The following is a 24798-nucleotide window of genomic DNA, read 5'->3' on the forward strand; positions in this document are numbered from 1 at the left end:
TGATCACGCACAACTTCGTCATCGGGTGGTTCGTCCGCCACATGCTTGACGCCCCGGAGTGGCGGTGGATTGGCCTCAACCAGGCCAACTGCGCGATCACCATCGTGCAGTGGGATTCCGACCGACCGCCGACCTTGGTCAGCTTCAACGACACCGGGCACCTGTAGCTGTATGCATTCGCTCATCGGCACGAGGGGTCGGCTGACTTGGCGGTCTCGCAGGTGCGGACCCCGACGCCCGATCGGCGGCAGATCCGGTAAACGACAGAGATCGAGAACGGTTCGGGAGGCGAACACGCTGTAGTCCGTCCGCCGGGCTCGTCGCCGCGGTCCAGCAAGGTCTCGGGGCATCTTGGTCATCAGCAGGACAGGGACGTGGCAAATGTCCTTCACCCGTTGGGGTAGGTGACAACCGGCTCCGCTTCCGGATCGGAATACGCCCAATGGGCGCCCGGCTGAGCCTGACGGGTGAGGACCGCAACTGACGGCTCCGACAGCGGCCGGTAGGGCAACTCATGAAGCAAGCGGCTTGCTTCTTCGACGGGGAACCAGCGGGCCTCCTGAATCAGACCATCTGGGTCGCGGACGCGCAGGGTCGGATCCACCACGTCGACGGTGAAGTTCCACACCCGGCTGACGGTGACTGCTCCGGTCACCGCCGCCGTGCCATGAAGAACGAGGTCCGCGGTTGCGACGACCAGACCTGTCTCCTCGGCCAACTCTCGGCAGGCGCCCTCAAACGGCGTCTCGTGGTCCTCGATCCGCCCGCTCGGGATGTTCCAGTAGGGGCCGCCCCACCGTGGGTACTCCTCGTACACGAGAACGACTTTGTCGTCGTGATGTGCGAGAACGCCGGCGTACCGGGACCGGCTCATGCTTGGCACGGGGGCCATTCAACCTCACCTCAGCACCGCGCACGGGCACGGGCACGGGCACGTCACAGCTTTCACTATCTGCGGCATGAGAGTGCGGCTGGTCGTCATCGCGGGCAGGTCCCGCCCCCAACCGGGAGAACACCTTCGAATGAGTAGGTCATTGGTCCGTCTCCGTGCGGCGCGTGCGGACACCGCCGCCTAATGGGTCGTACCGGGTTGTCGTAGGACACTCGGGTCCGGTAGCCGCCGGCCGGTGAGCACTCATGCCGCCTGGACTGTCGCCGTCATGCGGCCCCCAGCTCCGTGGTGAAGGTCGCGATCGCGAGGAGCGCTGAATAGCTGGCCAGCCCGACGGTGAACCAGGCGAAGCTCGAGTGCCGCTCGGGTGCCAGTTCGTCGACGAAGACGTTGAGGAGGATCCCGCCACCGAGAAACGCCGTGAGCAGATTCATCACCACGCTGGTGGGCTGGGCGACGACCGCGGTCAACCAGCCGGCACCGGCGCCGGCGACGAGAACGAGGCGCCACCGCGTGGTGAGGCTGACCGGGAAGTGCTCGGCCAGCACGCCGTCGGTGGCCAGCACGTGCAGCCCCATGGCGACGGCGAACAGCGCCGCGGGTGCGAGGCCCGCGTCCAGCTTCGTGGCCAAGGTGTACGTGATCAGGCCGCTGTAGAGCGCGAAGAAGCCGAGTTGACATGCGAAGACCAGCCGGGCGGGCTCCTGCTCGTGCCCCTTCGTCCGATGGGCGGCGCGTTCCAGGGCGTAGAACGTGAAGAAGCCGATCAGCGCGACGAGGAACAGGATGAATCCGCGCACCCGGCCGGCGCGGACCTCTTCCTCCAGGACGTGGGCGACCGCCTCGTTGCCCTCGGCGAGGCGCGGCAGGAGGTAGAGGAAGACGTACGCTGCGGCGATGCCGCCGCCGAGCGAGGTCGCCGCCTGGGTGGACACCGGCAGCGTCCGCCGGATGTGCGGCGCCAGCAGGTGAAGGGCTCCCAGGACCAGCGTCACCGCGAGCGTCGCCCACAGACTGCCCGCTTGGCTCAGCGTCACCGCAGCGTACGGGGTTGGTTGTCTGCCTGGTACGGCCGCCGCCCGAGCATGGTTGCGATCCTACGAGCGGCACCCGGGTTGTCGGGTCGGAATGGGCAGCTACGTCGCCGGTTGGGGCGGGTTGAGCCAGGCCAGTGGCTGTCCGGACAGCGCGGCGTCGGCGAGTCGTTGTGCCGACGGGGTCTTCAGCGCGGCGAACGATTTTCGATCCAGCGCTGCGTTGCCGGCTGCGCCGTAGCGGCGGCGCCGGTGCTTGATCTGGTTCGGGGCGATCACGAAGACCGTGAGCCCCGCCCTGAGGAGGGCCTCGACGATGGGCCCGTCGGGCCGTTCGATACCGAGCTCGAGCACCATGGCCTGCTGCAGGCATCGCAGCAGCTTCCGCCCCCGCAGCGGTGTGCTCGACGAGCATCCGTTGGACCTCGACACCGTCGCAGTTAACAATCGCGAGGGCGTGCTCCGTGCTGGCCCAGTCGACGCCCGCCGTTGGTCGACGCATCGAGGAGTGGTGTTCGACACTCATAGTGTCCTCCTTGCTGTTGCAGCAGCAGGTGGGCACCTAGTGGTCTCAGGACACGGAAGCCGGTCGCTCACTGATCGGCGCTCGACGGCGCTCAGCCCTGTCGCCAGTCATACGTGTCCTGGGACCACCGGGCCCCGCGGAACTCATGCCGGACCTCTCAGGGTCGAGCGGACGAGGTGCCGATCACGCATCCTGCGCCGGCTCCAGGAAGCCTGTGGGCAGGCCGACCGTCGGCAGTCGCCGGACGTCGGTCACGGCCGTCTGGCATTCCCGATATCCGCCGCTTGCCACCGGATCTGATGACACCCTGAACGCGGGGAGTGCGGTCGCGAGCTCAGGAGGCCGCATCGGGATCACGGTGAACGGCCTCTGATGCGTACCGCGTTGATCGTGTTGGCCGCGCTGGCGGCGGCCGTGGTCGTGGACCTGCTGGTCGGGGCGCTGTACTACGCGCTGCCGTCCGGACCGGCCGAGTGGCAGCGTTATCTGCGGCACGCCATCCTGCTGGTCCTGATCGCCCTCAGCCCGTGGCTGGTGATCAAGGCATTGAGCGTCGAAGCGATCGCGTTCAGCCGGCTGCCGAGCAACGTGGTCACCAGCCGGCGGATCCGGCGGGCCCGGACCCAGATCCGCCCCGTGCGGCGGCTCACCGTCGCCGTGGTTACCCTCGCCGCAATCGGCCTGATCCTGATGACCTTCCGGCCGGTACGCCTCTTCGGCATCTCCATTCTGACCTCGGCCGGGGTGGGTCGGCGCGGTGATCGGCCTCTCCGCCCGAACCGCGCTCGGCAACGCGTTCGCCGGCATCCAGGTCGCCTTCGCCGACGGGATGCACGTCGGCGACGTGCTGGTGGTGGATGGCGAATGGGGCCGGGTCGAGGAGGTGAAGCTGACCAACGTGGTGATCCGGCTCTGGGACGACCGGGTACTCATCCTGCCGACCACGTACTTCACTGAGCGGCCGTTCCAGAACTGGACCCGGAACGAGTCGCGGTGGTCGGCAAGATCCAGATCCATGTCGACCACACCGCCGACCTGGACGACCTGCGCCGGGAGGCACGCCGACTGGTCGAGTCCTCACCGCTGTGGGATCGAGACCAGTGGGTGCTCCAGATGGTCGACGCCACCCCGCAGACCGTGGTCATCCAGGTGCAGGCCTCGGCCGCGGACGGCGCCAGCGCCTGGGACCTGCGCTGCGACTTACGCGAGGGACTGATTCGCTACCTGCGCGACCAGCACCCCCAGTGGCTGCCCCGCACCCGCAGCCAGTACCAGCCCTGACCGGGGGTCCGGCGTGGCCACCCGGGCGCCGGTGCCCGGCGGTGTCGACCCGGCCGCTTGGCGGATCGGCCGACCCCATGAACGCACTGATCTCGGCACGACCGGGTGTCGGTTCCGCCGGCTGTCACGCGCGGTCGGCGGCAGATCCGGACGATCCACTGCGGCTAGGTCGTTAGCTCGCCCTCCCACAGTCGGAGGTTGACTCTTTCGCCTTCGAACTCGAGTTCAATGCCGACCAACTCATTGACCTCGTTGAGGACCGGCGCCCAATCAGTCAGGGACTTTCCGATCACAGCACCGAATGGCGCTTCCGCCGAGGCATCCCGAGGAAGCCATCGCGCCCCATCCCAGTCGTAGTCGTACGTGGCCAGCCAGGCTTCGTCGCCTGGCGCGGTTTCTGTGCATCGCAGCGTCCAGTCGCTTCGGCCATCCACGAGCAAGCCGCGGCCGCCATCGAAGACGAGATGTACTGGCCCCACATTGCTCTTGACCAGCTCGACCGGCTCGCCTGGTTGATGCCAGGCCAGACGCGTGACACTGGCCAGCCGATGCCCCACCAACGCTTCGACGAGGCTCGTCACCTGATCCACAGCGAGACGGTACCTACTTCGACGTCGCGGACGGCAGTGGATGGGCGGCGCCCAGCGCGGCGGAACAGTGCACTGACCTTGACTGTGCCCCTAGCGGCTTGGTGCTCCACCATCAGACCATCTTGACGACCAGGACGGCCCGGCGGAGGCTAAGTGGGGCCTGCCACCCCGATGCTGGCAGGATGACCAAGTGCGTCGAATCGAAGCGGAATGGGTACGTCGCCTCCCGGATTTACGGCTGGATCGTGTTCTTGCGCCACAGTCGATGGAGCCGGTGGTCAGATACCACTTATCTGACGGAACAGTAAGCGTGCTGGACGAGCAGTTACAGCCCATGCAGCGGCTGTCCTTGGACGTGTCACCCACAGCAGAACTTCTTGCCGCAAGTCCGGACCTGGCGACCGTCGTCGTGACCGACACCCGTCGGGTCATCATCATGGCGGCAGGCCGACCAATCCCGGTCGAGATTGTGGCAGCCGATTCCGCGACGTTGCTACCGGGCGGCCGCCTGCTGGTCACCGCGCCGATACTCGAACGGCAGACGTACAAGGGTCGCGAGTACGACACCAAGGGCGAGCATCTGGTATTGCTGGTGGATCTAGGCTCGGGACATGTCCTGGACCAGGCCGTTCTAGATGCGGCGGACGCCAGTGTGACCACCGTGCCTCATCCGCACAACGGATCGATAGTCCTGGATGCAGCCATGGGTCAGGATGGCGCTTTGATCTATGTCGCGCAGGTGGTGGACGACAGGCTCAAGGTGGAGCTTATTGCCGAGAATGTGATCGCGGCGAGCTTCGCACCGTCCGGAGATCGCCTGCTGCTCACGCGTCACCCCAGCTTCGATAACCAGATATCCGTCCTGGAATGGCCGAGTCGGCGTCCCCTTGCTCGGCTCCACGCGGACGATATGGAAATCGAAGGTCTTGCATTTTTCTTGTACGGATGTTTCCTGAGCGACCGGCGGGTGCTCCTCATGACCTACGAACATGGGCTGTTGCTGTGCACCCGCGAGCTCGATCCTGTGGGGTGGGTCAGCCTGAATCCGCCCTTTCAGGCAAGGGACGGGGAGGTGTCGACAATGCGCGGTGTCGCAGAGGCCGTGTTCGGTGTTGCAGAGGACGTGTTCGCTGCCGACATCCGGGATGGGAAGTCGCTCTCTTGGACCCTTTGGCGAATCCCGCCTTCGAGAGTCGATGCAGACTGAGACGTATCGGAGGCCTGTTGTCACGGAACTCGGATCGACTGCTGGCCTCGGTGTCCCCGGCCTCGCAGCCCACGCATCGCGCCTTACCCGGAGCCCTTCACGACGCACTCTATTCGGCAGTTGCGGACGTCGGACGCCGCCCCGGGTGCGCCTGGTCGTCAGCTCCACCGTGACTCCGCCGGCTCGATTACGGATGGCACGTCGTTCGGACCATCCCACGGCGTGCTGCGTCCTGATCACAGCTACCGTCTGGACGTGACCGGCTTCTGGGAGTTGATCGAGGAGTCTGCGGGGCAGGCGGACCGGGCGGGGTGGATCGAGCGTCGGCTCGCGGCCCGGACGCCGGCCGAGATCGTGGAGTTCGACATTGCCTTGACCGCCGCACGCCGCCGGGCTGAGACGTGGACGGTGTGGGCCGCCGGCTATCGGATCATGTCCGGCCTGTGCTCCGGTGACGGCTTCTGGTACTTCCTACCGTGGCTGGTCGGTCTCGGCCGGGACAGCTTCGACCGCGTGGTCGCCGACCCCGACGCGCTCGCCGACGTCCCTCAGGTGCGCCGGCTGGCCGCGATGAGGATGGACCGGTGGACGGACGATGACTGGCCGGAGTGGGAGGCGCTGAACTATGTCAGCCGGCAGGCGTATGACACGGCGACCGGCGAGAACGAGGGCATCATCGACGCGTTGCGGGCACTCCGCCACGAATATCCGGAAGACCCGGCGCCCACTGGGGACGAGTGGGACTTCGACGATGAGGCGGAGATGGGCCGCCGCCTGCCGCGGCTCAGCGCGCTGTTCCCAACCGGGCGCTGACTCGCGGACATTCAGCAGACGCCCGGCGTGCTGCACAGCCTGAGTGATCGGGTCGACTACGTCGGTTCCAACACGCGCACATCGGCATGACAGGGCGCTGATCGTCGGCCAGTTGGTGCCCAGCCGACTAGCTCTCGTTTCACTCCTCTGGCGCTGGCGCCGCCGGGCCGCACACTACTCAGGTCGCTGACATCGCCCAGGTGCGCGGATTGCTGGGAGTGACTTCGTAGGTCAAGCAGCGAGTTGGTAGCGGGCCTGGTGGTTGCGCTGGTGCTCTTGGCCCAGATGGTAGGTCCAGTAGCGGCCGAAGTCGCCGTTGGCGAGCAGTGCGCGGAGTTTCAGGACGGGCTTCGGCGCCGGCGCTCCGCCCGGCTGTCGACGCGTCGGTCCGACAAATTCGCTACCTGGCGGCCGGAGCGCAGTGATACACAACCGAGGTGCAAAACATTTTGGAGTTCCCCGAGGTCCTGCGGCTGATCGAAGACCGCTCGGCCGCGTTCCGCGCCGCGATCGCGTCCGCCCCCGACCTTGACGTCCAGGTCCCGACCTGCCCGGACTGGACGCTGCGCGAACTGGCGCAGCACCTCGGCGACGGCCGCCGCCGCCAGGCCGCCATCATCACGGCGGGCCCGGGCGCTGAGCCCCCGGCGAGGACGGACCCGAAGGGCTCCCCGACCGCGCCCCGCGACCGCGAAGCCCTGGACGCCTGGCTCGCCGAATCGACCGAGCTCATGCTCGACGCGATGCGCGAGGCCGGCCCGGACCGCGGCTGCTGGACCTGGTGGGGCCGCTCGCAGGCCCCGGAGACCAGCGGAGCCGTGGCCCGGCACCAGATCCAGGAGATCGCCGTCCACACCTACGACGCCCAGCTCACCCAGGGGGCCGCACAGCCGCTGCCGACGGACGTCGCGGTCGAGGGCGTCGACGAGTTCCTGACGACCGTCTCGGCGACGACCATCCCCTGGCCGTTCAAGCCGGCGACCATCGACCTGCACACGACCGAGGGCCGCTCCTGGCGCCTGACCCTCAACGCCGACGGCGTCCGCTGCGACGACCTCGCCGCCGACGCGGAGCCGGGCGACATGGCGATGCGAGGCGCAGCGAGCGAACTGGTCCTCTACTTCTACCAGCGCGTCCCGCTCGACGGCCTGGAGACCACCGGCGACACCGAGCCGATGGAGCAGCTCGCAGACTGGGACCCGAACGCGTAAAACGCGCACTTGTGACGCATCTGTGGGTTGTGCGCGCGCTCCTGCGGGCGCCACCGGGCCGGGGGTTAGCGCAGGGCCTCGCGGTCGATGCGGATCACCCGGACGTGCACCTTGCGCAGTTAGGCGAGCCGCTCACCCCTCGGGAGGTGGCCCGGCTGCGGGGCGCCCGACCCGCCGGACCACCCCCGCAACCCTCGGCCGGACCAGTTCAGGTCCAGCGTCGCGCGTCCAACAGCGGAGTCGTCATGGTCGTCGGGCAGAAGGTCGCGCTCGCCCGGGTGCATGCCGGCAAGACCGTCACCATCAACGTCACCGACACTGAGCTGGCCATCGCCTGCGACGACGGCATCCGCACCGTCCGACGCACCACCGACCAGCCCGTGCGCAACATCAAAGCAAGCCGACCTCGCAAGAAGGATGGGGTTATCGCATGACGACCACGAGGCGCTTGCGCCGTGCGAATGTTCCAATCTGGGGCGTGGAGGATCAGCAGACCTGGTTGCAGCAGCTACCCGCCGATGCCAGAGAACACGCACGACGGCTGCTCGGCGCGTTCAACCATCTCGAGTGCGATGACCCTGAGGGATGGACCCGGTCCGAGATCGAGGAGGACATCCCGCAGCTGGCCCGCTACCGATTCCTGCGCCCACTCTGGCCGCAAATGATCGATAGCTGGCATGACGGGATGGCCAACATCCCTGCTGCCCGGCGGGCCGTCGAAGCGGGAGCCAGTCAGGGCGATCTCACGCAGCTGGCCCGAGCCGTGGCCTACGAAACGGTGTTCGCCATGCTCTACCACCTTGGAGCCGACGAGGAGGCCAGCGACCAACTCCCGTCTTGGGCATTGGCAGAGATCACCCCAACCGGCGAGGCCACCGGAAGACACCTCGACGGCCTCCACGAGGACCTCCTCACCCTCGACCCCTCCGACAGGGATGGGCAAGACCTCTGGAGCTGACAGTGACCCCGCAGGGTCACCCCTATTCGTCTAGGACAACCGTCAAGCACGTGGTGGGACGCATTCACGGTCCGCGGCACGGGTGCGCATCGCGGCGTGGCCGAACCGCCGGCGATGGGCCGCCACGCCGATCACTGTTGGCCGCGGCTATGCGGGGAACAGCTTCCAGTGCCCCTCGGAGACGACCTCGACGGTGCCGTCGGTCACCTTGATGGCCGTCTGGTCATCGATTGCGTACGCCGGACCCGCGATCTCGGCCGCCCATTTCTCGGCGCCAGCCATGGTGTTGTCCGGCTCGAGACCTAGGTGCGGGAAGATCGAGAAGTCGACGACCCCCAGTGTGCGGTCGTCGGGCGCGGACTGCCACTCGACGAAGTCCGCACCGATCCGGGGGGTCAGCACCATGCTTCCCGCACTCAACCCCACCCAGACGGTGTCCCGCAGCGCCGGCAGGAGGTCCGCCAGCCCGGACTGCCGCATCCAGTGGCACAGGTACGTCGCATCGCCGCCGGCCACGAGTATGACGTCAGCCTCCCGGACCCAGGGGACCCACCGCTCCTCGCCGATGCTGGGCAGCGCTGTTAGCTCGAGGACGCCCAGCGACTTCCAGCCCAGGTCGCACATGGGTAGCGGCGTCTGCCCGGTGATGAAGCGCCAGGCCGAGGCTGGCCCGCCCATGGGGTGGGCCGCCGTAGGGATGCAGAGGGCACTGGAGTCGGCGATCGGCTTGCCCAGCAGGTCGACCAGCGCATCGCGGATGCTCGGGTTCTGGACGCCTGCGGACGTGAGAAGAAGTTTCACGCTTGCCTCCTGTACGTAGCGGTCATGACGCTCTCCCGGAGAGTCGGGAGAGCGGGTGCATGGGAGTACAGACTGGACACCATAACGAAACTCATCGCTGTTGCGACCCCTCAAGCCCCCGGCACGCACATCGGCTAGTTGTCAGTGCGCCCGCAGGCGCTCAGATTCATGTAGCCGGAGAGCGGATGTCGGTGGAAACGACGGTGGGGCGGGATGACGGATGCCACGCCAGCCGTGCACGATGCTGTCCGTGCGTACCGAGCGTCTGAGCTTCTCCGTTGAGTCCGTCCAGGCAGTGCCCGGAGGTTGGCAGCTGGAGGGTGCGCCGGGGTATCACCCGCGGCATTGGGCTCGCCCAGGTGACCGCTTCGACCGTGCCTGCTGCGAGCACGGCCGCAAGGAGCGGAAGGTAGACCTTGTCGTTGTTGAGCTCACCGGGTCATCCGCCATCGTCACCGGCGCCGGTGGCGACCAACTCAGGCCCGGCGACATTGTCTCCGGCGAGCGGCTCATCGAGGACCGCGGCCTGGCCAGCGAAAGGCTCCAGCGGCCAGTCGACGCCACTGAACGCCTGTCCCAGCTACTGGTTCTGCCAGCACGCGCCATGTCAGCCGAGGCCGGATGCGACTGGTCGCCAGTCGAGACACAGCTGGGCGTTGCGCTTCCCGACGATTACAAGGCGTTCGTCGACGCGCACGGCGCCGGCTCCGTCGATGATCACCTCATCGTCTGCACCCCCAACGCGGTCCCCGACGGGGCAGACCTGGTGCAACACAACACCTGGGCGCACGAGTGCGTCCGCCTCGACTTCGCGGGGCCCGACCACTGGTCCGGAGACTGGCCGCTCGGCGACGCGTCGCGTTGGGCGCCGAACCGTGAGGATGTCCCGTCCTGGTTCGAGCCCGGCGACAACCTGATCTCGTGGGGGCTTGCAACAGCTCGGCGTGTCGTCAGTGTTTCTCTTGTTTCTCAGTGATTATCAGTCCGTGAGGTTGTCCGAGTGGGCGCGTCGTAACGGCGTTCATTACCAGACGGCCTGGTCCTGGGCGAAGAATGGGCAGATGCCCGTCCCGGTGGTCAAGACCGACACCGGCCGGTACCTCGTCCTTGAACCGGCAGCCGAACGGTCCGGGCGCACGGTTGCGTACTGCCGGGTTTCCTCGTCGGAGCAGAGAGCTGATCTGGAGCGGCAGGCCGGCCGTGTCGTGACCGCCGCCACCGCACGTGGATTGACGGTGGCCGAGGTTGTCAGCGAGGTCGGGTCCGGGCTCAACGGCAACCGGCCGAAGCTGGCGAGGCTGCTCCGCGATCCCGCGGTGACGACCATTGTGGTCGAGCATCGGGACCGCCTGGCCCGCTTCGGCGTCGAGCACTTGACCTGCGCGCTCGCCGCGACCGGCCGAAGCATCGTCGTCATCGACGACGCCGAGGTGGCCGACGACCTGGCACGGGACATGCTGGAGGTGCTCACCTCGTTCTGCGCCCGCCGGTACGGTCGGCGCTCGGCCGGCCGCAAGGCGAAGGCCGCCGTGGCGGCTGCGGAGGTGACTGCGTGAGCGGCGTCAAGCAGGGATTCCGGGTTGAGCTGGATCCCACGGTTGAGCAGCGGATCCGGCTCGGCCTGCACGCCGGGCTGTCGCGCGTGGTGGAGAACTTCTGCCTCGCGCTAGTCAAGGCGGCACTTGACCAGCGCCGCGCCGAACGCAGCTATGGGGTCCCCGACCAGCAGCTCACGCCAGTGCCGTGGTCGGCTCCCGCATTGGAGAAGGCGTGGCGGGCCGCGCACCCCGCCCAGTACCCGTGGTTTACGAAGGACGGGCTGTCCTCGCGGGTGCCGAAGGAAGCGTGCCGGGCGCGGGCGGCCGCGCTGAAGAACTGGGCTGACTCCCGCAAGGGTGCTCGCCGAGGACGCCGGGTCGGGTTCCCGGTCTGGCGCAAACGTAAGCACGGCTCCCGATTCCGGTACGACGCCGACCGCGCCCGGCCCAGCGGAGCGCGCACCGTCGCACTGCCAGGCATCGGCCCGGTGGTCACCCGCGAGAACATGTCGTGGCTGACCGACCGGCTCGGCGATGGCCGCGTCCGTATCATCGGCGCGACCGTTCGGGAGCAGGCGGGCCGCTGGTGGGTGTCGTTCCAGATCGACATCGACCGTGCCGACGTCAACAGCCGCCGGGCGGTCACCTTTGACGCGCCGGCCTGCGGCATCGACCTCGGACTCAAGACCTTCGCCGTCATCGCCGACGATACCGGCACTGTGGAGGAGGTCCACGCGCCGCGTGCGCTGAAAGCGGCGCAGCGCAGGCTACGACGGGCGAACAAGGCCCTGGCCCGTTGCCAGCGCGGATCGAACAACCGGGTCAAGGCCGCTCGCACGGTCGCCGCCGTGCACCTGAAGGTGGCGCACCAACGCGGCGACTTCCTGCACCAGCTCACCACAAGGCTCGCGAGAACCAAGCGTGCCATCGCCGTGGAGAGCCTGAACGTCGCTGGGATGCTCCGCAACCGCAGAATGGCCCGCGCGGTGTCGGATGCCGGATTCGCCGAGTTCGTCAGGCAGCTGGAATACAAGTCCAGCTGGTACGGGTCGAGCGTATGGGCCGCCGACCGCTGGTACCCCAGCTCAAAAACGTGCGGCACCTGCGGCGCTATCAACACCGGATTGACGCTGTCGGACCGGACATGGTCGTGCCAGTGCGGCGCAGTCCACGACCGCGACCACAACGCGGCCCGCAACCTGCTCATCGCCATGCACACCGCCGCCTGACAGCGGCACCGTCGCCGGGCAGTTCCCCGGAGACACAAAACGCCTGTGGAGGACCTGTAAGACCCCGGCTTGCCGAGGCACGGACCCACGAAGCAGGAAGAGAATCACTCAGATTCTCCGAACGGTTCGAGTCACCGCTGTCGGCGAACCGGTTGATGAGCAGGTCCAGGTCCCCGGCGGCGACCTCCGATACGTCGCGCATGCTCGTGGCGGCGGCCTCCCAGTTCAACGCCGTTCAGCGCACCCGGCTGCTCCCCACGTGCTCCCCGATCCCCCGGCGCGGCGACCGCGCGGTACAGGCGGTTGATCCGGCGCACGGTTCGCGTGGTCCGAATTCGATCGACAGGATTACCGAGCGGGTTTTACGGTCGCGCGATGCGCCCTGGAGAGACCGTCGTCGCTGTCGAGCAGGTACGCGCCCTGATCGACGAGCAGTTCCCCGAATGGTCGGACCTGCCGATCGTTCCGCAGCCGCTGAACGGCACCGACAACGCGCTGTTCCGGCTGGGTGATTCCCTGACGGCACGGCTGCCGCGGGCGCAGTGGGCGGTCGACCAGGTGGCGACCGACGCGACGTGGCTGCCGCGGCTGGCGCGCATCTGCCGGTGCCGGTGCCGGTGCCGGTCGCGGTCGGCCGGCCGGGTGGGGACTATCCGTGGCCGTGGACGGTCGTCCCGTGGCTGGACGGGCTCAATCCGGAAGCCGGGCAGGACCTCGTCGATCTCGCCGTCGACCTCGCCGGCTTCGTGCGCGCGATGATCGCGATCGACCCGATGGGCGGGCCGGTCAAGGAGGGGATTCAGCGCGGCGTACCTCTGGTGCAGCGGGACGAAGTGACCCGCCGGTCGATCGCGGCGCTGGGCGACCGGATCGACGGGCGGGCGGTGATCGCGGCGTGGGACGAGGCGATGGCGGCGGACGAGTGGCCCGGACCGCCGGTATGGCTGCACGGTGATCTCCTGGCAGGCAACCTGCTGGTCGACCGGGGCAGGCTCACCGGGGTGATCGACTTCGGCGGTCTCGGCCGCGGCGATCCGGCGGTCGAGGTGCGGCCGGGCTGGAGCCTGTTCGATGCCCGCGCGCGGGCCGCCTACCGGGAGGCGCTCGGGTTCGACGAGGCGACCTGGGTGCGCGGGTGGGCCTGGATGCTGTCGGGCTCGCTCTACTGGCTGGCGGACCTGTGGGACTTCATCAGCGAGGACGACCGCGAGGACACGATCCGCTACATCGATTACATCGTGCGGCACCGCCACGACTGAGATCGGGGCGTTGTTCAGGCGCCAACAGGCACCGGGTAGCCCGTTCGCAGCTGTCCGGTATAACGAGCATGCTGTTCCGCCGACCGCCATCGCTCCCTCGGAGTGCCCATGACGACGCAGTTGCGTGACCGTCTCGACCACATACTCCAAGCTGGCCAGGTCGGCGGTCTGCACGCCGTCGCGGCGGTTTGCGGTGGTCAAACCTTGCTGGAGTACTACAGAGCCGGCGAGGACTTCGCCTGGGGCGATTCGCTGGGCGTCGTCGAGTTCGGGCCTGAGACGCTGCACGACATCCGCTCCGTCACTAAGAGCGTGACCGTGCTGTTGTACGGCATTGCGCTCGGCGAAGGGCTGGTCCCGCCGCCGGCGGAGCCGCTCCTGCGGCTGTTCCCGCAGTACCCCGACCTGGCGGTCGACCCCCAGCGTGCCCGGCTTACCGTCGAGCACGCGCTGACAATGTCGTTGGGCGTGGAATGGCGCGAGGATCTTCCGTACAACAGCCCGGCCAACGCCGAGATCGCGATGGAGCTGGCGCCGGACCGGTACCGGTACATCCTGGAGCGGCCGATCCTCGAGCCGCCCGGCACCCGATGGACCTACTGCGGCGGTGCCACGGCATTGCTCGGCCGACTGATCGCCGACGGCACCGGGCAGTCACTGCCGCAGTACGCGCAGGCCGTGCTGTTCGCGCCGCTGGGCATCGGCAGCTTCGAGTGGATGACCGGCGCGGACGCAGTGGCCTCCGCCGCGTCCGGGCTGCGACTTGCGCCCCGCGACCTGGCCAGGCTCGGCGAGCTGGTGCTGGCCGAGGGAACCTGGGACGGTCAGCCGGTCGTCCCCGCCGACTGGATCCGCACGATGCTCCAGCCACGCCTGCAGACCAGCTGGGGCGCGCAGTACGGCTACCAGTGGTACATCGAATCCATCGAGGGCCATCGGCTGGCGGCCGGCATGGGCAACGGCGGCCAGCGCCTGTTCGTCCTGCCCGACCTGGACCTCACCGTGGCTATCACCGCTGGCAACTACGACGACCCCGACCAGTGGCGGACCCCGCTCACGGTGCTGGAACGGGTCATCCTTCCCGCGATGGCTTGACGGCACGTCCCGCCACATGTCGTCCAGGTCATCGCCCGGCACGCCGACGTGAAGATCGCTGTCAAGATTTACTCGCACGCCAACCTTGATGTCATGCGGCAGGCGCTCGGGAAGCTCGACGGACGGCTCTCGTGACCGCTACCGCTGTCACCGCCGGGAAGCGATTTTCTTGGGGGCGGATTCGCTGGTGATTGGTGGTGGGCGCGGCAGGCTTCGAACTTGCGACTCCTCGCTATTAGGCGCTTTCGGCAAAGGTCGCAATGCCCGCTGACGTCCAACGGGCTCAACTCAGATCCGATGGTCGTCCATGCTCATCCGGCCTCTGCCGCGACCGTTGATGTCAGCCACGGATGACAAGCCAGGCCCCTCATGTCCCCGAAAACGGTCCCGGACCTCTCAGATGGCTGCCAGCCCAGCCGATGCCCCCAGGCGGTTGCTTCCACTCGGCAGCCCGCCTCTTCGAGAGGCCAGGCCATCGCTTACGCGCGGCCTGCCGACTGGCGCCTACCGCCGCGCCAAGCTCGGGATAGCCGGCACCGTGCTGCACCGCTTCCTCGGCGCTGGCGGACACGAGGTCAGCGAGAACGCGACGCATGTGCTCACCTGCCGCCATCCGCGCGAGGTGAGCCCGCATCCGCTCCGCGGAGCTTCGCTCCTGGGCAGCGCCGCCCCGCGCATCCACATCGGAATTGTGCAGCCGCTGCGCCCAGTCAGCCGCTACAGCACCCAGTTCCCGCCGTAGTTCCTGTCGCTCGTCCGACGTCAGCTCCCGCATGATCGGCTCCCTCATCAGTGGCCTCCGACTTCAGGGTCCGCTCGACAACCAGGGTTGTCAACGGCCGCGGGTATGTCAGAATCCACGTGCGGTGGCGAGGGTGAGAACGGCGTCGCCGCTGCGTCCCGTGCCGCCCTTACCTCGGGGTGGCCTATGCATGACGAATCGGTTCTGGACTCCTGCAGCAGCAGGTGCTCCGTCGTTGACCGCCTGCCGTAGCCGGCAGTTGACAGAGATAGGAGCGTCAACCCCCGGCATCCACGGCGACGTCGATGCCTGCTGGACACACATTGACCGGGTCATCCGGGGTGAGGCAATGATCTACGCCCGCTTCCTGCAGTGGAACATCACGCAGTTCGGCCGGGCGGGCGGGGCCGTCCTGTGCGCCTCGCTCACCGACACGACGCACTTGCCGCTTCGTTCCGATCACGCCAGACCCTGCTTGCCGGCACGGCGCTGGCCACATGATAGGAGACGCCAGAGTTTTTGCTGACTGAAGTTGTCGCTCAGCGGCCCAGCCCGGTCCGAACACCGATCGCCGGCCTCCCGCCATCCTGAATGCACCCCGATCCGGTGATCGCTAAGGGTTTCCCCGGCGCTACCAGGTCGAGCCGGAACTCTGAAGAGGTGGAGCAGCGATCGCGACGGCCGGCGCTGGAACGTCTGCTGTCCGTCAGGCGCGCCCTGTGGGCGCTAGCCGCCGGTGTCATCGCCGGGACGGCCACCGCGCTGGCCGGGGCGCCGGAGCTGACGCCGTTGGTGACCTGGACGATCGCGGCGGGCACGATCCTCGTGTGGGTATGGCGGGTCTGCTGGTCGGCGAGCCCCGAGCGCACCGAGGAACTCGCCGAAGCGGAGCGGCACTCACGTTCCACCGATACGGCGATCCTCATCGCGTGCGTTATCAGTATCGCCGCAGTGGCCGAGGCGCTCGTCCGCGCCTCGGACGAGCAGGACATCACGGCTGTCGCTCTGGTGATCCTCAGCGTGGTCGCGGTGGTCCTGGCATGGGCGCTGGTGAACACCGTCTTCGCATTCAAGTACGCCCGGCTGTACTACCTCGACGAAGACGGCGGCTTCGACTTCAAGCGGGACGACGGCCCGACGTACGCCGACTTCGCATACGTCGCCTTCACGGTTGGCATGTCCTTCGCCCCGGGCGAGAACGAACCGACCAGCAACCGCATGCGCAGGGTCGCGCTCGGGCACGCGCTGCTCTCGTACGCCTTCGGAACCGGCATCCTGGCCGTCGCCATCAATCTGGTCACCAACCTGGGCCAGTCATGACCCCCGTTCGCCGGCTTCGACTTCAGGAAGCAGGGCGAAAGCGCATAGATGCTAGCCGGGCCCAAGCGCAGCCGTACTCCTGGATCGGCAGGCTGGCAGGAGGTGGCGGGAAGCATCCGAAGCGGCGCGAGATCCGGTGGCGGGGCTACCCGCCGGGTCGTGGCTCCAGGGCGAGGCTGATCCTCCCGGTCTGGAGCCCCCGCTCGGGTCAGGCTGTCGCCATCTGGCGGACGTGTTTGCCCTCGGCGAATTCCTCGACCATCTTGGCGCAGAAGGCCGGAAGGTCGCTGGGGCTGCGGCTGGTGACCAGGCCGTTGTCTACCTGCACCTGTTGGTCCACCCAGTTCCCGCCCGCGTTGCGGATGTCGGTGCGCAGGCTGGGGAACGAAGTGACGGTCCGGCCGTTGACCATCCCGGTTTCGACCAACGACCAGGGGCCGTGGCAGATCGCTGCCACCGGCTTCTGTTGCTGAAAGAACGCCCGGACGAAGTCCATCGCCTGCGGGTTCATCCGGAGCCGGTCGGGGTTGACCGTCCCGCCCGGCAGCACCAGGGCGTCGTAGTCGGCCGCATTGGCCTCGTTCACGGTCCGGTCCACCCGATAGCGGTTGGCCGGGTTGATGTCCTGGTTCATCGACTGGATCTCGCCGGAATTCAATGAGATCAGGTGTACCTCGGCGCCCGCCTGCTCCGCGGCGGCCCGGGACTGGGTGTACTCCACGTCCTCCACCCCGTCGGCGGCGAGAGAAGCGACTCGCTTGCCGGTCAGTGGCTGCTGGCTCTGCGCCATTTCCGCGGCCTTCCCCTTCGCGGCGCCGCCCCGTCGGCGGCGCATCGTTCGCTCGCGGTCGCCTTCCCGGTGTGAGCACCGGGAAACAGGACAGCGAACGCCGCTCGGGGACGGACACCCATATGCCTGCGGCTCAGACAGGGCCTGCGCGGAGAAAGGTCGCGCTACGAGAGCGTGCTGCCTGGTTGCAGCGGGTAACGCACCCAACCCATTGGTACTCAGGCTCCCGGAAAGGGCCGCCATGACTCTCGCTGCTGCCGCGATCGAGCTACCGTCCGGCCAGACCATGCCTGTGCTCGGCCAGGGAACGTGGTATCTGGGCGAGCGCCCCGGAAGGCGGCGGGACGAGATAGCCGCCCTACGCGCCGGGCTGGACCTGGGCATGACCATGATCGACACCGCGGAGATGTACGGTGACGGCGCCTCCGAGGAACTCGTCGGCGAGGCGATCATCGGACGACGCGCCGACGTCTTTCTGGTCGACAAGGTGCTGCCGTCCAACGCCAGCCGACGAGGAACCGTGCAGGCCTGCCGCCGCAGCCTGCAACGACTCGGCGTCGACCACATCGACCTCTACCTCCTGCACTGGCGCGGCACACATCCACTCGCGGAGACGATCGAGGCGTTCGCCGAACTCGTCGACGCCGGTGACATCGGGCAGTGGGGCGTGAGCAACTTCGATCTTTCCGACATGACGGATCTACTCGAGGCGGGCGGGGACTCCTGCGCGACCAACCAGATCCTGTACAACCTCACCCGCCGGGGTCCCGAGTACGACCTGCTGCCGTGGCTACGCGAGCACCGAATCCCGGTGATGGCGTACTCGCCGATCGAGCAGGGCCGACTGCTCGGCCACCCCCAGGTCGCGGAGGTCGCCGCCCGGCACGAGGCCACGCCCGCCCAGGTTGCGCTGGCCTGGCTACTGCGGCAGGAGAGGGTTGCGGCCACCCCTCGATCGTCCAACCCGGAACATACCCGTGAGAACGCGGAAGCGCGCGACCTGCATCTGAGCGAGGAGGACGTTGCGGCACTCGACACGGCGTTCCCGCCGCCGGCCGGCCCGCAACCGCTGGAGATGTTGTAGCGTCACCCACCGTTTCGGTGGACGGCGCGTGTTAGATCGAGCGGCGCCATCCGACGGTGGAGGGCGGTGGCCGACGGTGACGGTCATTGGCGTCGGTCGGTCAGCCTGCGGGCCGACCGACGCCACCAGCTTGTACGCGACGGAGTACTGGCCCGCACCTCGGTATGGTAGCGGCGCCTCTGCCGTTACCGCCGGAGCTTTCTGGCGGGTCCGCGCGCCCGACCGAGCTAGGTGCCGACCCGGCGGGGCTCGAGCCGTCCCGTCCCCGGCCCGGTCAACTGCCAGAACTCCTGCGGCAACTGGTCGACAAGGTCCCCGTACTCCTTCGCGCTGGCCGACTCGCGAAGGGTATCCAGCACCGCCCGTGCTGCGTCGGTGGCCACCTGGCGATCCACCCCGGCCCGTGACTGCACCCGTTGGAAGAATTCGGCGAGCCCGAACCGTTCCGGATCTTCAGTGGGCCTGTCCACCAGCCCTCGCAGCTCCTCAGGGAGCTGAGAAGCGAGGTCCCTCGCCTGGCCGCCAGTGATCCGTTCTGCCAACGTCTCGAGCGTGGCCCGGGTGATCGGTTCCGCCTGCCCCGGCGGAACCTTCGGTCGCGCTGCCACGGACTGGATGAACTCGGTGTAGTTCACCTGGGATCCCCTCTCGAACCTGATTGCGGCGGGTACCCGCGCCCACCGGGGTGAAACGGCCGTCCGCCCGCCCTCAGCCGGATGGTGGCGGAGGGCGGTGGCTGATCCGGCGGGTCACCCGAAACTGGTACAGGCCGGCGCTGGTGACGGCGTAGAAGGCGGGCAGGAGGAGGAAGATGGCGAGGCCGACCAGCGGCGTCACCAGGTAGCCGAGCACCCCCGCGAGGGCGTACAGGAGGACCCCGGCGAGGGCCCGGATCCGCTCGACGCGGAAGAACTCGTGCTTGACCTGTTCCTTCAGCAGGTCGGGGTGCCGGGCCAGGTAGTGGTAGAACGCCAGCCAAGTCGCGCACAACAACGCGCCGATCAGCGCGTAGAAGGCGATCGCCACACGCTGGTCCGCCTTGTCGTGCTCCTGGAGGGCGTGCGACACGACGATGGTCGGAAACGGCAGCAGCGCCGTGGTGAACAGCACGAACAGGTTCATCCAGTGCAGGCCGCGATCGGTCTGCTGGATGCGGTTGAATGCCGCCTTGTGGTTGAGCCAGACGACGGCCACGTACGAGTAGGACGCAAGATACGCGACGTACGACGGCCACTGGCTGAGCAGTCCGGACAGGAGGCGGCCGGGCGGGACGTCCGGCACCCGGAGATCCAGGACCAGCAGCGTGATGATGATGGCGAAGATGGCGTCGCTGAACGCCACGGCACGGCTGGTGTCCGACCGGGTGCCTAGCTCCGTTTCTGGCCCGCTCACCGAGCGTGCCTACCCCGGGTCGTCCGCGGGAAACACCCAGGCACCCGCCGCCCGTGATGCGAATCAGTATGCGCCTCCCGACAGACGCCGCATCCGGCGACCGTGCATTCCGCGGTCGCCGGATGCGGGTGGTCGTCAGGGTTTGAGGACGACCTTCTCGCAGTGGTCCTGCTTGTTCTTGAAGATGTCGAAGCCGCGTTCCGCCTCGTCGAGCGGCAGGGTGTGGGTGATGACCCGGGTCGGATCGATCTCGCCGCGTTCGATGCGCTGCAGCAGCGGCTTCATGTAGCGCTGTACGTGGCATTGCCCGGTACGCAGGGTCAGCGCTCGGTTCATCCACGCGCCGGAGGGGAACTTGTCCAGGAAGCCGCCGTACACGCCGATCACCGATACGATGCCACCGCTGCGGCACGACATGATCGCCTGCCGCAGCGCGTGCGGGCGCTCGGTCTCCAAGCGGACCGCCTGCTTGGCCCGGTCGTAGGCGTGGACGTGTGCACTGCCGTGGCTGGCCTCCTGGCCCACCGCGTCGATGCACTTGTCCGGTCCCCGCCCACCGGTCAGTTCCAGCAGCCGGGACCGCACGTCCACGTCCTCAAAATTGATCGTCGTGTAGCCCGCCCGTTCCGCCATCTGCAGCCGGTACGGCTCCTTGTCGATGGCGATCACCTTCGCGGCGCCGAGCACCCGGGCGCTGTCCATGGCGAACTGGCCGACCGGGCCGGCGCCCCACACCGCCACCACGTCGGTGGACTGGATGTCACACAAGTCGGCACCCATGTAGCCGGTGGGCAGGATGTCGGAGAGGAACAGCACCTGCTCGTCGCTCAGATCGGACTCGATCTTCAACGGACCGACGTCGGCGAACGGCACCCGCGCGTACTGCGCCTGACCGCCCGCGAAGCCGCCCGTCAGGTGCGAATAGCCGAAGATCCCGGCGACCGGATGACCGAACATTTTCTCCGCGATCCCGGCGTTGGGGTTGGAGTTCTCGCAGCAGGAGTACAGCTCGGCGGCGCAGGCACCGCACGCGCCGCAGGCGATCGGGAACGGCACGACAACCCGGTCGCCGACCCGTAGCTTGTCCGCGGGCACTCCCGATCCGACCTCGATCACCTCACCCATGAACTCGTGGCCGATGACGTCGCCGTCCTGCATCGTGGGCACATACCCATCGATCAGGTGCAGGTCCGAGCCACAGATCGCGGTGGACGTGATCCGTACGATGGCATCGCGCTTGTTCAGGATCTTCGGGTCCGGTACGTCACGGACCTTGACCTTGTTGCGGCCCACCCAGGTGTTCGCCCTCACGCGTCCGCGCCCTTCGCGAGGTCGGAAGCCGACAGCGGTTGCGCCGGACGCTGCGGGAACTCCTTGCGGGCCAGCTTGCCCCACGGGGCGCCGTCGGAGCGGATCACCTCGCCGGTCTCCAGCACCTGCTTGAGCCGGCGCAGATCGTCGTCGAGCTGCTGGTGCGGTTCCTCGCCGAAGTACTTGGCGACCGCCTTGCCGACGGCGCCGCCGGGGATGTCGTAGGTCAGGACGACGTGCACCTCGGTGCTCACACCGTCCGGGGCGGGCACGAACCGAACCGTACCTGCGTTCGGCACGTCGGCGTTCCCGGTCGACCGCCACGCGATCTTCTCGCCGGTCTCCTCGTCGATGATCTCGGCGTCCCACTCGACGTTCGTGCCGAACGGAGCGCTCGCGGACCAATGGCTCGTACGCTCACCGGTGGCGCGGACCTCCTGGAGATGAGCCATGAACGTCGGGAGATTGCCCAGATCGCGCCAGAACGCGTAGACCTCCGATGGGGGTTTGCGAACGGTTGTCGTCGCTGTCAGCTCCATGGGTCCTCCTTTGCGTGCGCCCCGTACCGGCGCGGAGCCGATCTCCTTCGCCCGAGTGGCTTGCACGGCGGTCAGTACATCCAGCACCGCGATCCCGAGGACGGCGCCAGTGACACCAAGGAGCCGCCGCCGGCGGCGCCCGCCCCGGTGAGCGATGGCCATTCCGAGCGAGGTCAGGTCCATCGCGTCGCCCACGACACGGGTCCACGTCCAGGCGCTCTTCCGCCGGCTCGTCAGGAGCCCGGCCGCGTGTACCAGCTCCCGCGCCCCGACGAGCGGCACCACCGCCCGAGACGTCGGGGAGTCGTCGACGCCGCTGATCCGGCGCACCGTGTCCGGCGCTGCCAGCTGTGCCACGCCCAGACCGAGACTCATCCAGCCGAGCCCGCGCCCCCGCCGCTGCACCTCCTCCTGCCTGGCCTTCGCTTCCTCTCGGACTGCCAGTCGAGTCACGGGTAGCCTCCGTATCCGATCGCACCTTGCCGAGCATCCCGGTCATGGCGAACCGGGGCGGCGAACTAGTCGGGCCGGCATACCCGCCGCAGACCACCTGAACCCCCGCCAAATCGACCGCTGACGGAGACTGCACTTCAGGCCCGGGCGGCGCAGAGGGCCAGCCCGACGGAATCAGCCACCACGCCGCAGGCGAAGGCGCAGGCCGCTGCCCACTCCCTGGATCACCTGATAGACGGCCAGCCCCGGGCGCACACAGCCATGAACGACCCGGTGGCGCAGCTTTGCCTGTCGTTGGCTCCCCGTGAGCGCGCGGGCACGGGTGGGAGCAGGTGATCACCTGCTTGCCCCTCGCTTTCAGGCGCAGCTGATCCGCCGTCTCCTCGGCCGCACCGCTGAGCCGTTTGATGCTTCGGCACACGGGTAGACCGCGACCCGGTCCGAGGGGGTGGGCCGAGGATCGGAGCCACATACCGATGTTGGGCTCCATCCGGTCCGCATGCGAGGCGAGGCCCGAGGAGTGCGGGATGGCCGAACCGGAGAGCCGGGGCAGGGGCGCACGGGAGTCGCCCGCGCAACCGTGCGAGCAGGTCGATCGACAGCGCGACGCCGAGGAGGGCGCGGGAGTGGCCGGTCGTGGCCAGAACCTCGGTCCCGCCGGCGGGCCAACGGGTGCCGAGCGGCCGGGCAACTACCCCGCGGCCCCGCAGCGTGGTGAGCACGAACTTCCCCAGCCGGCTGGCGGGCACAGCAGCAAGACAATGTCAGACCCAGACGTCGTCCTCCAGATCCCGCAGGCCAAGGTCGAACAGATCTACGTCGAGGTCGACGACCTGGACGCCTCCGTCTCATTGCGAGCCCGACTGGGTAGCCTGCTCCAACTCGACGTGGGCGTTCAGGCGCAGCTCGGCACGGTGAAGATCGATATCAAGGGCGTTGAGGCCGAGGCGATGCTCGAGGTTCGGCTCGAAGAGCTCCGGGGCATTCTCGACAGCGCCCTCCGCACCATCGAGCGCAACCCTCAGATCATCGAGTCGCTGGTCAAGACGGTGGACACTGCCGTGAACCAGGTCGGGCAGACAGCTCAACAGGTGCTCGGGCCACAGGGGCCGCTAGCGCGGACGCTCGACCACGTCGGGCAGACGGCGCAGGAGGCGCTGGGGCCCAATGGGCCGCTGTCGCAGACGCTGCAGCAGACCACCCAGCAGGTCGGCCAACAACTCGGACAGACCACTCAGCAACTGGCTCAGAACGGCGCGGCGGCGGCTGGCGGCAGTGGGGGTCTGGGCGGCGTGCTGGGCGGATCTCCAGCCCGAACGGCGTGGCAGAGAATGAAGAAGGTCGTCAACAACAGCCAGCCACTGAGACAGGTCACGGCGCGGCTGGTAGGACCGCAGGGACAACGTCGGCAGAGCTGACCGGCGTCCACTCCCCCGGCCACGAGCGATCACCAGTCGAGTCGAGTCATCTCGGCACCCAGCACCTCGAGACAGGGCTTGACCTCGAGTATTGGGTTTGGGCATGTGTCAGGATCGACACGAACCGATCCCCAACCCGGGCTGCGCGTGATCGGCGTCATCCCGATCGGCTGACAATCACCCTGCCTGGGCCCGGTGGGCCCGGGCTGTCAACGAGCCCACCCGGCCGCGGGAACTCCACACGGGCACACCTCATGGATGGGCACAGCCCAAAATCTCGTCCACCTCCGTAGCCAACTGGCGCTGGACCGCGCGCAGCAACCGTCTGATCTCGTGGCCGTCGCCTGACGCGCCTGCTCAGTCGTCGACTTCCTGTGCCGCGGCGGCGATCGGCTCGAGCCCCGCGATCAGCTCGTCGAGTTCGTCGGCGGTGAGCACGTCATACGCCGGCGCCGCCAGCTCGTCGGTGAGGGCCTCGATCCGCTCCTTGGTTTCCCGGCCGGCGTCGGTGAACCCGCCGGCTGCGTCCACGAGGCCGCGGCGGCGCAACCCGTCGACGACACCGGCGAGCTGTGCCTTGGGCAGGTGGTGGGTCCGGCCGAACTCCTCCGCCCTCATGCCGAGGGACAGGGCGAGCAGGACGTGGGCCTCGGTGCCGCCGATGCCGTGGGTGAGGAGGGCGGCGTTGTGGCCGTCCCCGCGGTGCTCCCGCAGCAGCGTCGCCGCGTGCCAGAGCCTGGCCACCGGCTCCTCGGGCACGTCGAGCGCCCGCAGCCCGGCGTACAGCGCGCGGCCCTCGGTCGGCGCGCTGACCGCTGCCCGGGTGGCCAGGCCGGCGGCCCGCACCAGACCGGGCGAGTCGGCGAGCTGCCCGATCCTCTGCCGCAGCGCTGCGGCGCTGCCCCGCTCGCGCACCGCGATCGCCTCCTGCGGGGTGATCTTCCCCCAGACCCACGGGATGTGGCGCGCCACCTCGCCGTCGGCGAAGTTGTAGAAGACCGCGTGCACCACCGCGGCCGGCGCCAAGCCCAGCGGCGCGGCCCGGCCCGCGAAGTACCCGTCCCAGTAGTTGCGCATGCCCAAGGCCAGGAACGCCTCGTTCGGCACCTCGGAGAAGGTGACGGTGGCGATCGGCTCGACGAGCTCGAACATGCGGTGGATCTTCGCCAGTGGGTGCTGCATCGGTCGGCATCTCCTTTGGTCGCGACCGCGGGCTCGTGGGCGGCCTCTCACACGAGCTACGAACAACGCGGCCCGGATGCGACAACTCCGGCCGACATCAATCCAGCCAAGATCAGCCTCACTCTCATGCCGC

General features: G+C 68.2%; 27 protein-coding genes. 16 read left to right on the top strand and 11 right to left on the bottom strand.

All coding sequences use genetic code 11. The annotated features are described in order from the left end of the window. The first annotated feature begins 2 nt into the window (after window positions 1–2). Window positions 3–167, top strand: a complete 165-nt coding sequence (locus tag ABZV78_RS14400) for a histidine phosphatase family protein (protein WP_355638711.1) — start codon at window positions 3–5, stop codon at window positions 165–167. A gap of 221 nt (window positions 168–388) precedes the next feature. Here ABZV78_RS14400 and ABZV78_RS14405 read toward each other — a convergent pair whose 3' ends face one another. From ABZV78_RS14405 to ABZV78_RS14415, 3 genes are all read right to left on the bottom strand, one after another. Continuing rightward, window positions 389–892, bottom strand: a complete 504-nt coding sequence (locus ABZV78_RS14405) for an NUDIX hydrolase (protein ID WP_355638624.1) — start codon at window positions 890–892, stop codon at window positions 389–391. A gap of 266 nt (window positions 893–1158) precedes the next feature. Further along, the gene (locus ABZV78_RS14410) at window positions 1159–1929 is read right to left on the bottom strand and encodes a hypothetical protein (RefSeq protein ID WP_355638626.1); all 771 of its coding nucleotides are present in this window, start codon (window positions 1927–1929) and stop codon (window positions 1159–1161) included. A gap of 99 nt (window positions 1930–2028) precedes the next feature. Then, window positions 2029–2283, bottom strand: coding sequence for a hypothetical protein (locus tag ABZV78_RS14415; protein ID WP_355638716.1), 255 nt, complete (start codon window positions 2281–2283; stop codon window positions 2029–2031). Window positions 2284–2824: 541 nt separating this feature from the next. Between ABZV78_RS14415 and ABZV78_RS14420 the strand changes: the two genes are divergently transcribed. Both ABZV78_RS14420 and ABZV78_RS14425 read left to right on the top strand, forming a co-directional pair. Beyond that, window positions 2825–3409, top strand: a complete 585-nt coding sequence (locus ABZV78_RS14420) for a hypothetical protein (RefSeq protein ID WP_355638718.1) — start codon at window positions 2825–2827, stop codon at window positions 3407–3409. Continuing rightward, on the top strand, window positions 3297–3668 hold the full coding sequence (locus ABZV78_RS14425; RefSeq protein WP_355638713.1) for a mechanosensitive ion channel domain-containing protein: 372 nt from the start codon (window positions 3297–3299) through the stop codon (window positions 3666–3668). The genes ABZV78_RS14420 and ABZV78_RS14425 overlap by 113 nt, the downstream gene beginning before the upstream one ends. A gap of 229 nt (window positions 3669–3897) precedes the next feature. Here ABZV78_RS14425 and ABZV78_RS14430 read toward each other — a convergent pair whose 3' ends face one another. Further along, a complete protein-coding gene (locus tag ABZV78_RS14430; RefSeq protein WP_355638628.1) occupies window positions 3898–4323 on the bottom strand; it encodes a hypothetical protein in 426 nt (141 codons plus the stop codon). A 190-nt stretch (window positions 4324–4513) separates the two neighbouring features. Here ABZV78_RS14430 and ABZV78_RS14435 point away from each other — a divergent pair, with 190 nt between their 5' ends. The 5 genes from ABZV78_RS14435 (at window position 4514) to ABZV78_RS14455 (ending at window position 8512) form a co-directional block, all read left to right on the top strand. Continuing rightward, window positions 4514–5530 (top strand): hypothetical protein, encoded by a 1017-nt coding sequence (locus ABZV78_RS14435; protein ID WP_355638630.1) that lies wholly within the window; start codon window positions 4514–4516, stop codon window positions 5528–5530. Between the two features lie 255 nt (window positions 5531–5785). Beyond that, entirely contained in the window at window positions 5786–6343 is a 558-nt protein-coding gene (locus tag ABZV78_RS14440; protein WP_355638632.1) for a DUF4240 domain-containing protein, read from the top strand. 437 nt (window positions 6344–6780) lie between these two features. Then, window positions 6781–7554, top strand: coding sequence for a maleylpyruvate isomerase family mycothiol-dependent enzyme (locus ABZV78_RS14445; protein ID WP_355638634.1), 774 nt, complete (start codon window positions 6781–6783; stop codon window positions 7552–7554). A 245-nt stretch (window positions 7555–7799) separates the two neighbouring features. After that, window positions 7800–7988 carry a hypothetical protein gene (locus tag ABZV78_RS14450; protein ID WP_355638636.1) on the top strand — a complete coding sequence of 63 codons (189 nt, stop codon included), beginning with the start codon at window positions 7800–7802 and terminating at the stop codon, window positions 7986–7988. A gap of 44 nt (window positions 7989–8032) precedes the next feature. Next, on the top strand, window positions 8033–8512 hold the full coding sequence (locus ABZV78_RS14455) for a hypothetical protein (RefSeq protein WP_355638638.1): 480 nt from the start codon (window positions 8033–8035) through the stop codon (window positions 8510–8512). Between the two features lie 147 nt (window positions 8513–8659). On the opposite strand, the gene ABZV78_RS14460 is transcribed toward ABZV78_RS14455, so the two are convergent. Continuing rightward, a complete protein-coding gene (locus ABZV78_RS14460) occupies window positions 8660–9313 on the bottom strand; it encodes a Type 1 glutamine amidotransferase-like domain-containing protein (RefSeq protein ID WP_355638640.1) in 654 nt (217 codons plus the stop codon). 250 nt (window positions 9314–9563) lie between these two features. On the opposite strand from ABZV78_RS14460, the gene ABZV78_RS14465 reads away from it, so the two are divergent. The 6 genes from ABZV78_RS14465 to ABZV78_RS14490 all read left to right on the top strand — a co-directional run bounded on the left by ABZV78_RS14465 (window position 9564) and on the right by ABZV78_RS14490 (window position 16496). Beyond that, window positions 9564–10289 (top strand): hypothetical protein, encoded by a 726-nt coding sequence (locus ABZV78_RS14465; protein ID WP_355638642.1) that lies wholly within the window; start codon window positions 9564–9566, stop codon window positions 10287–10289. A 10-nt stretch (window positions 10290–10299) separates the two neighbouring features. Then, window positions 10300–10869: an IS607 family transposase gene (locus ABZV78_RS14470; RefSeq protein ID WP_355638644.1), complete on the top strand. Its 570-nt coding sequence runs from the start codon at window positions 10300–10302 to the stop codon at window positions 10867–10869. Beyond that, entirely contained in the window at window positions 10866–12080 is a 1215-nt protein-coding gene (locus tag ABZV78_RS14475) for an RNA-guided endonuclease TnpB family protein (protein ID WP_355638646.1), read from the top strand. Before ABZV78_RS14470 ends, ABZV78_RS14475 begins: the two co-directional genes overlap by 4 nt. A 575-nt stretch (window positions 12081–12655) precedes the next feature. Continuing rightward, complete coding sequence (locus tag ABZV78_RS14480) at window positions 12656–13339, top strand: phosphotransferase (protein ID WP_355638647.1); 684 nt, start codon at window positions 12656–12658, stop codon at window positions 13337–13339. Between the two features lie 108 nt (window positions 13340–13447). Then, complete coding sequence (locus ABZV78_RS14485; RefSeq protein ID WP_355638649.1) at window positions 13448–14434, top strand: serine hydrolase; 987 nt, start codon at window positions 13448–13450, stop codon at window positions 14432–14434. Window positions 14435–15836: 1402 nt separating this feature from the next. Next, window positions 15837–16496, top strand: coding sequence for a DUF1345 domain-containing protein (locus ABZV78_RS14490; protein ID WP_355638651.1), 660 nt, complete (start codon window positions 15837–15839; stop codon window positions 16494–16496). 208 nt (window positions 16497–16704) lie between these two features. On the opposite strand, the gene ABZV78_RS14495 is transcribed toward ABZV78_RS14490, so the two are convergent. Next, window positions 16705–17286 (bottom strand): type 1 glutamine amidotransferase domain-containing protein, encoded by a 582-nt coding sequence (locus ABZV78_RS14495; RefSeq protein WP_355638653.1) that lies wholly within the window; start codon window positions 17284–17286, stop codon window positions 16705–16707. Window positions 17287–17572: 286 nt separating this feature from the next. Between ABZV78_RS14495 and ABZV78_RS14500 the strand changes: the two genes are divergently transcribed. Beyond that, window positions 17573–18370, top strand: a complete 798-nt coding sequence (locus tag ABZV78_RS14500) for an aldo/keto reductase (RefSeq protein ID WP_355638655.1) — start codon at window positions 17573–17575, stop codon at window positions 18368–18370. A gap of 227 nt (window positions 18371–18597) precedes the next feature. Here ABZV78_RS14500 and ABZV78_RS14505 read toward each other — a convergent pair whose 3' ends face one another. From ABZV78_RS14505 to ABZV78_RS14520, 4 genes are all read right to left on the bottom strand, one after another. Then, a complete protein-coding gene (locus ABZV78_RS14505; protein ID WP_355638657.1) occupies window positions 18598–19005 on the bottom strand; it encodes a DUF2267 domain-containing protein in 408 nt (135 codons plus the stop codon). Between the two features lie 73 nt (window positions 19006–19078). Next, entirely contained in the window at window positions 19079–19711 is a 633-nt protein-coding gene (locus tag ABZV78_RS14510; protein ID WP_355638658.1) for a TMEM175 family protein, read from the bottom strand. 186 nt (window positions 19712–19897) lie between these two features. After that, a complete protein-coding gene (locus ABZV78_RS14515; RefSeq protein WP_355638660.1) occupies window positions 19898–21073 on the bottom strand; it encodes a zinc-dependent alcohol dehydrogenase in 1176 nt (391 codons plus the stop codon). Then, window positions 21070–22065 carry an SRPBCC family protein gene (locus ABZV78_RS14520; RefSeq protein WP_355638662.1) on the bottom strand — a complete coding sequence of 332 codons (996 nt, stop codon included), beginning with the start codon at window positions 22063–22065 and terminating at the stop codon, window positions 21070–21072. The genes ABZV78_RS14515 and ABZV78_RS14520 overlap by 4 nt, the downstream gene beginning before the upstream one ends. A 527-nt stretch (window positions 22066–22592) precedes the next feature. Here ABZV78_RS14520 and ABZV78_RS14525 point away from each other — a divergent pair. Further along, entirely contained in the window at window positions 22593–23483 is an 891-nt protein-coding gene (locus tag ABZV78_RS14525) for a hypothetical protein (protein ID WP_355638664.1), read from the top strand. Window positions 23484–23840: 357 nt separating this feature from the next. On the opposite strand, the gene ABZV78_RS14530 is transcribed toward ABZV78_RS14525, so the two are convergent. Beyond that, on the bottom strand, window positions 23841–24665 hold the full coding sequence (locus tag ABZV78_RS14530; RefSeq protein ID WP_355638665.1) for a MarR family transcriptional regulator: 825 nt from the start codon (window positions 24663–24665) through the stop codon (window positions 23841–23843). Window positions 24666–24798: the final 133 nt, after the last annotated feature.

Source organism: Micromonospora sp. NPDC004540 (genome assembly GCF_040610095.1).
Classification (GTDB): Bacteria; Actinomycetota; Actinomycetes; order Mycobacteriales; family Micromonosporaceae; genus Micromonospora.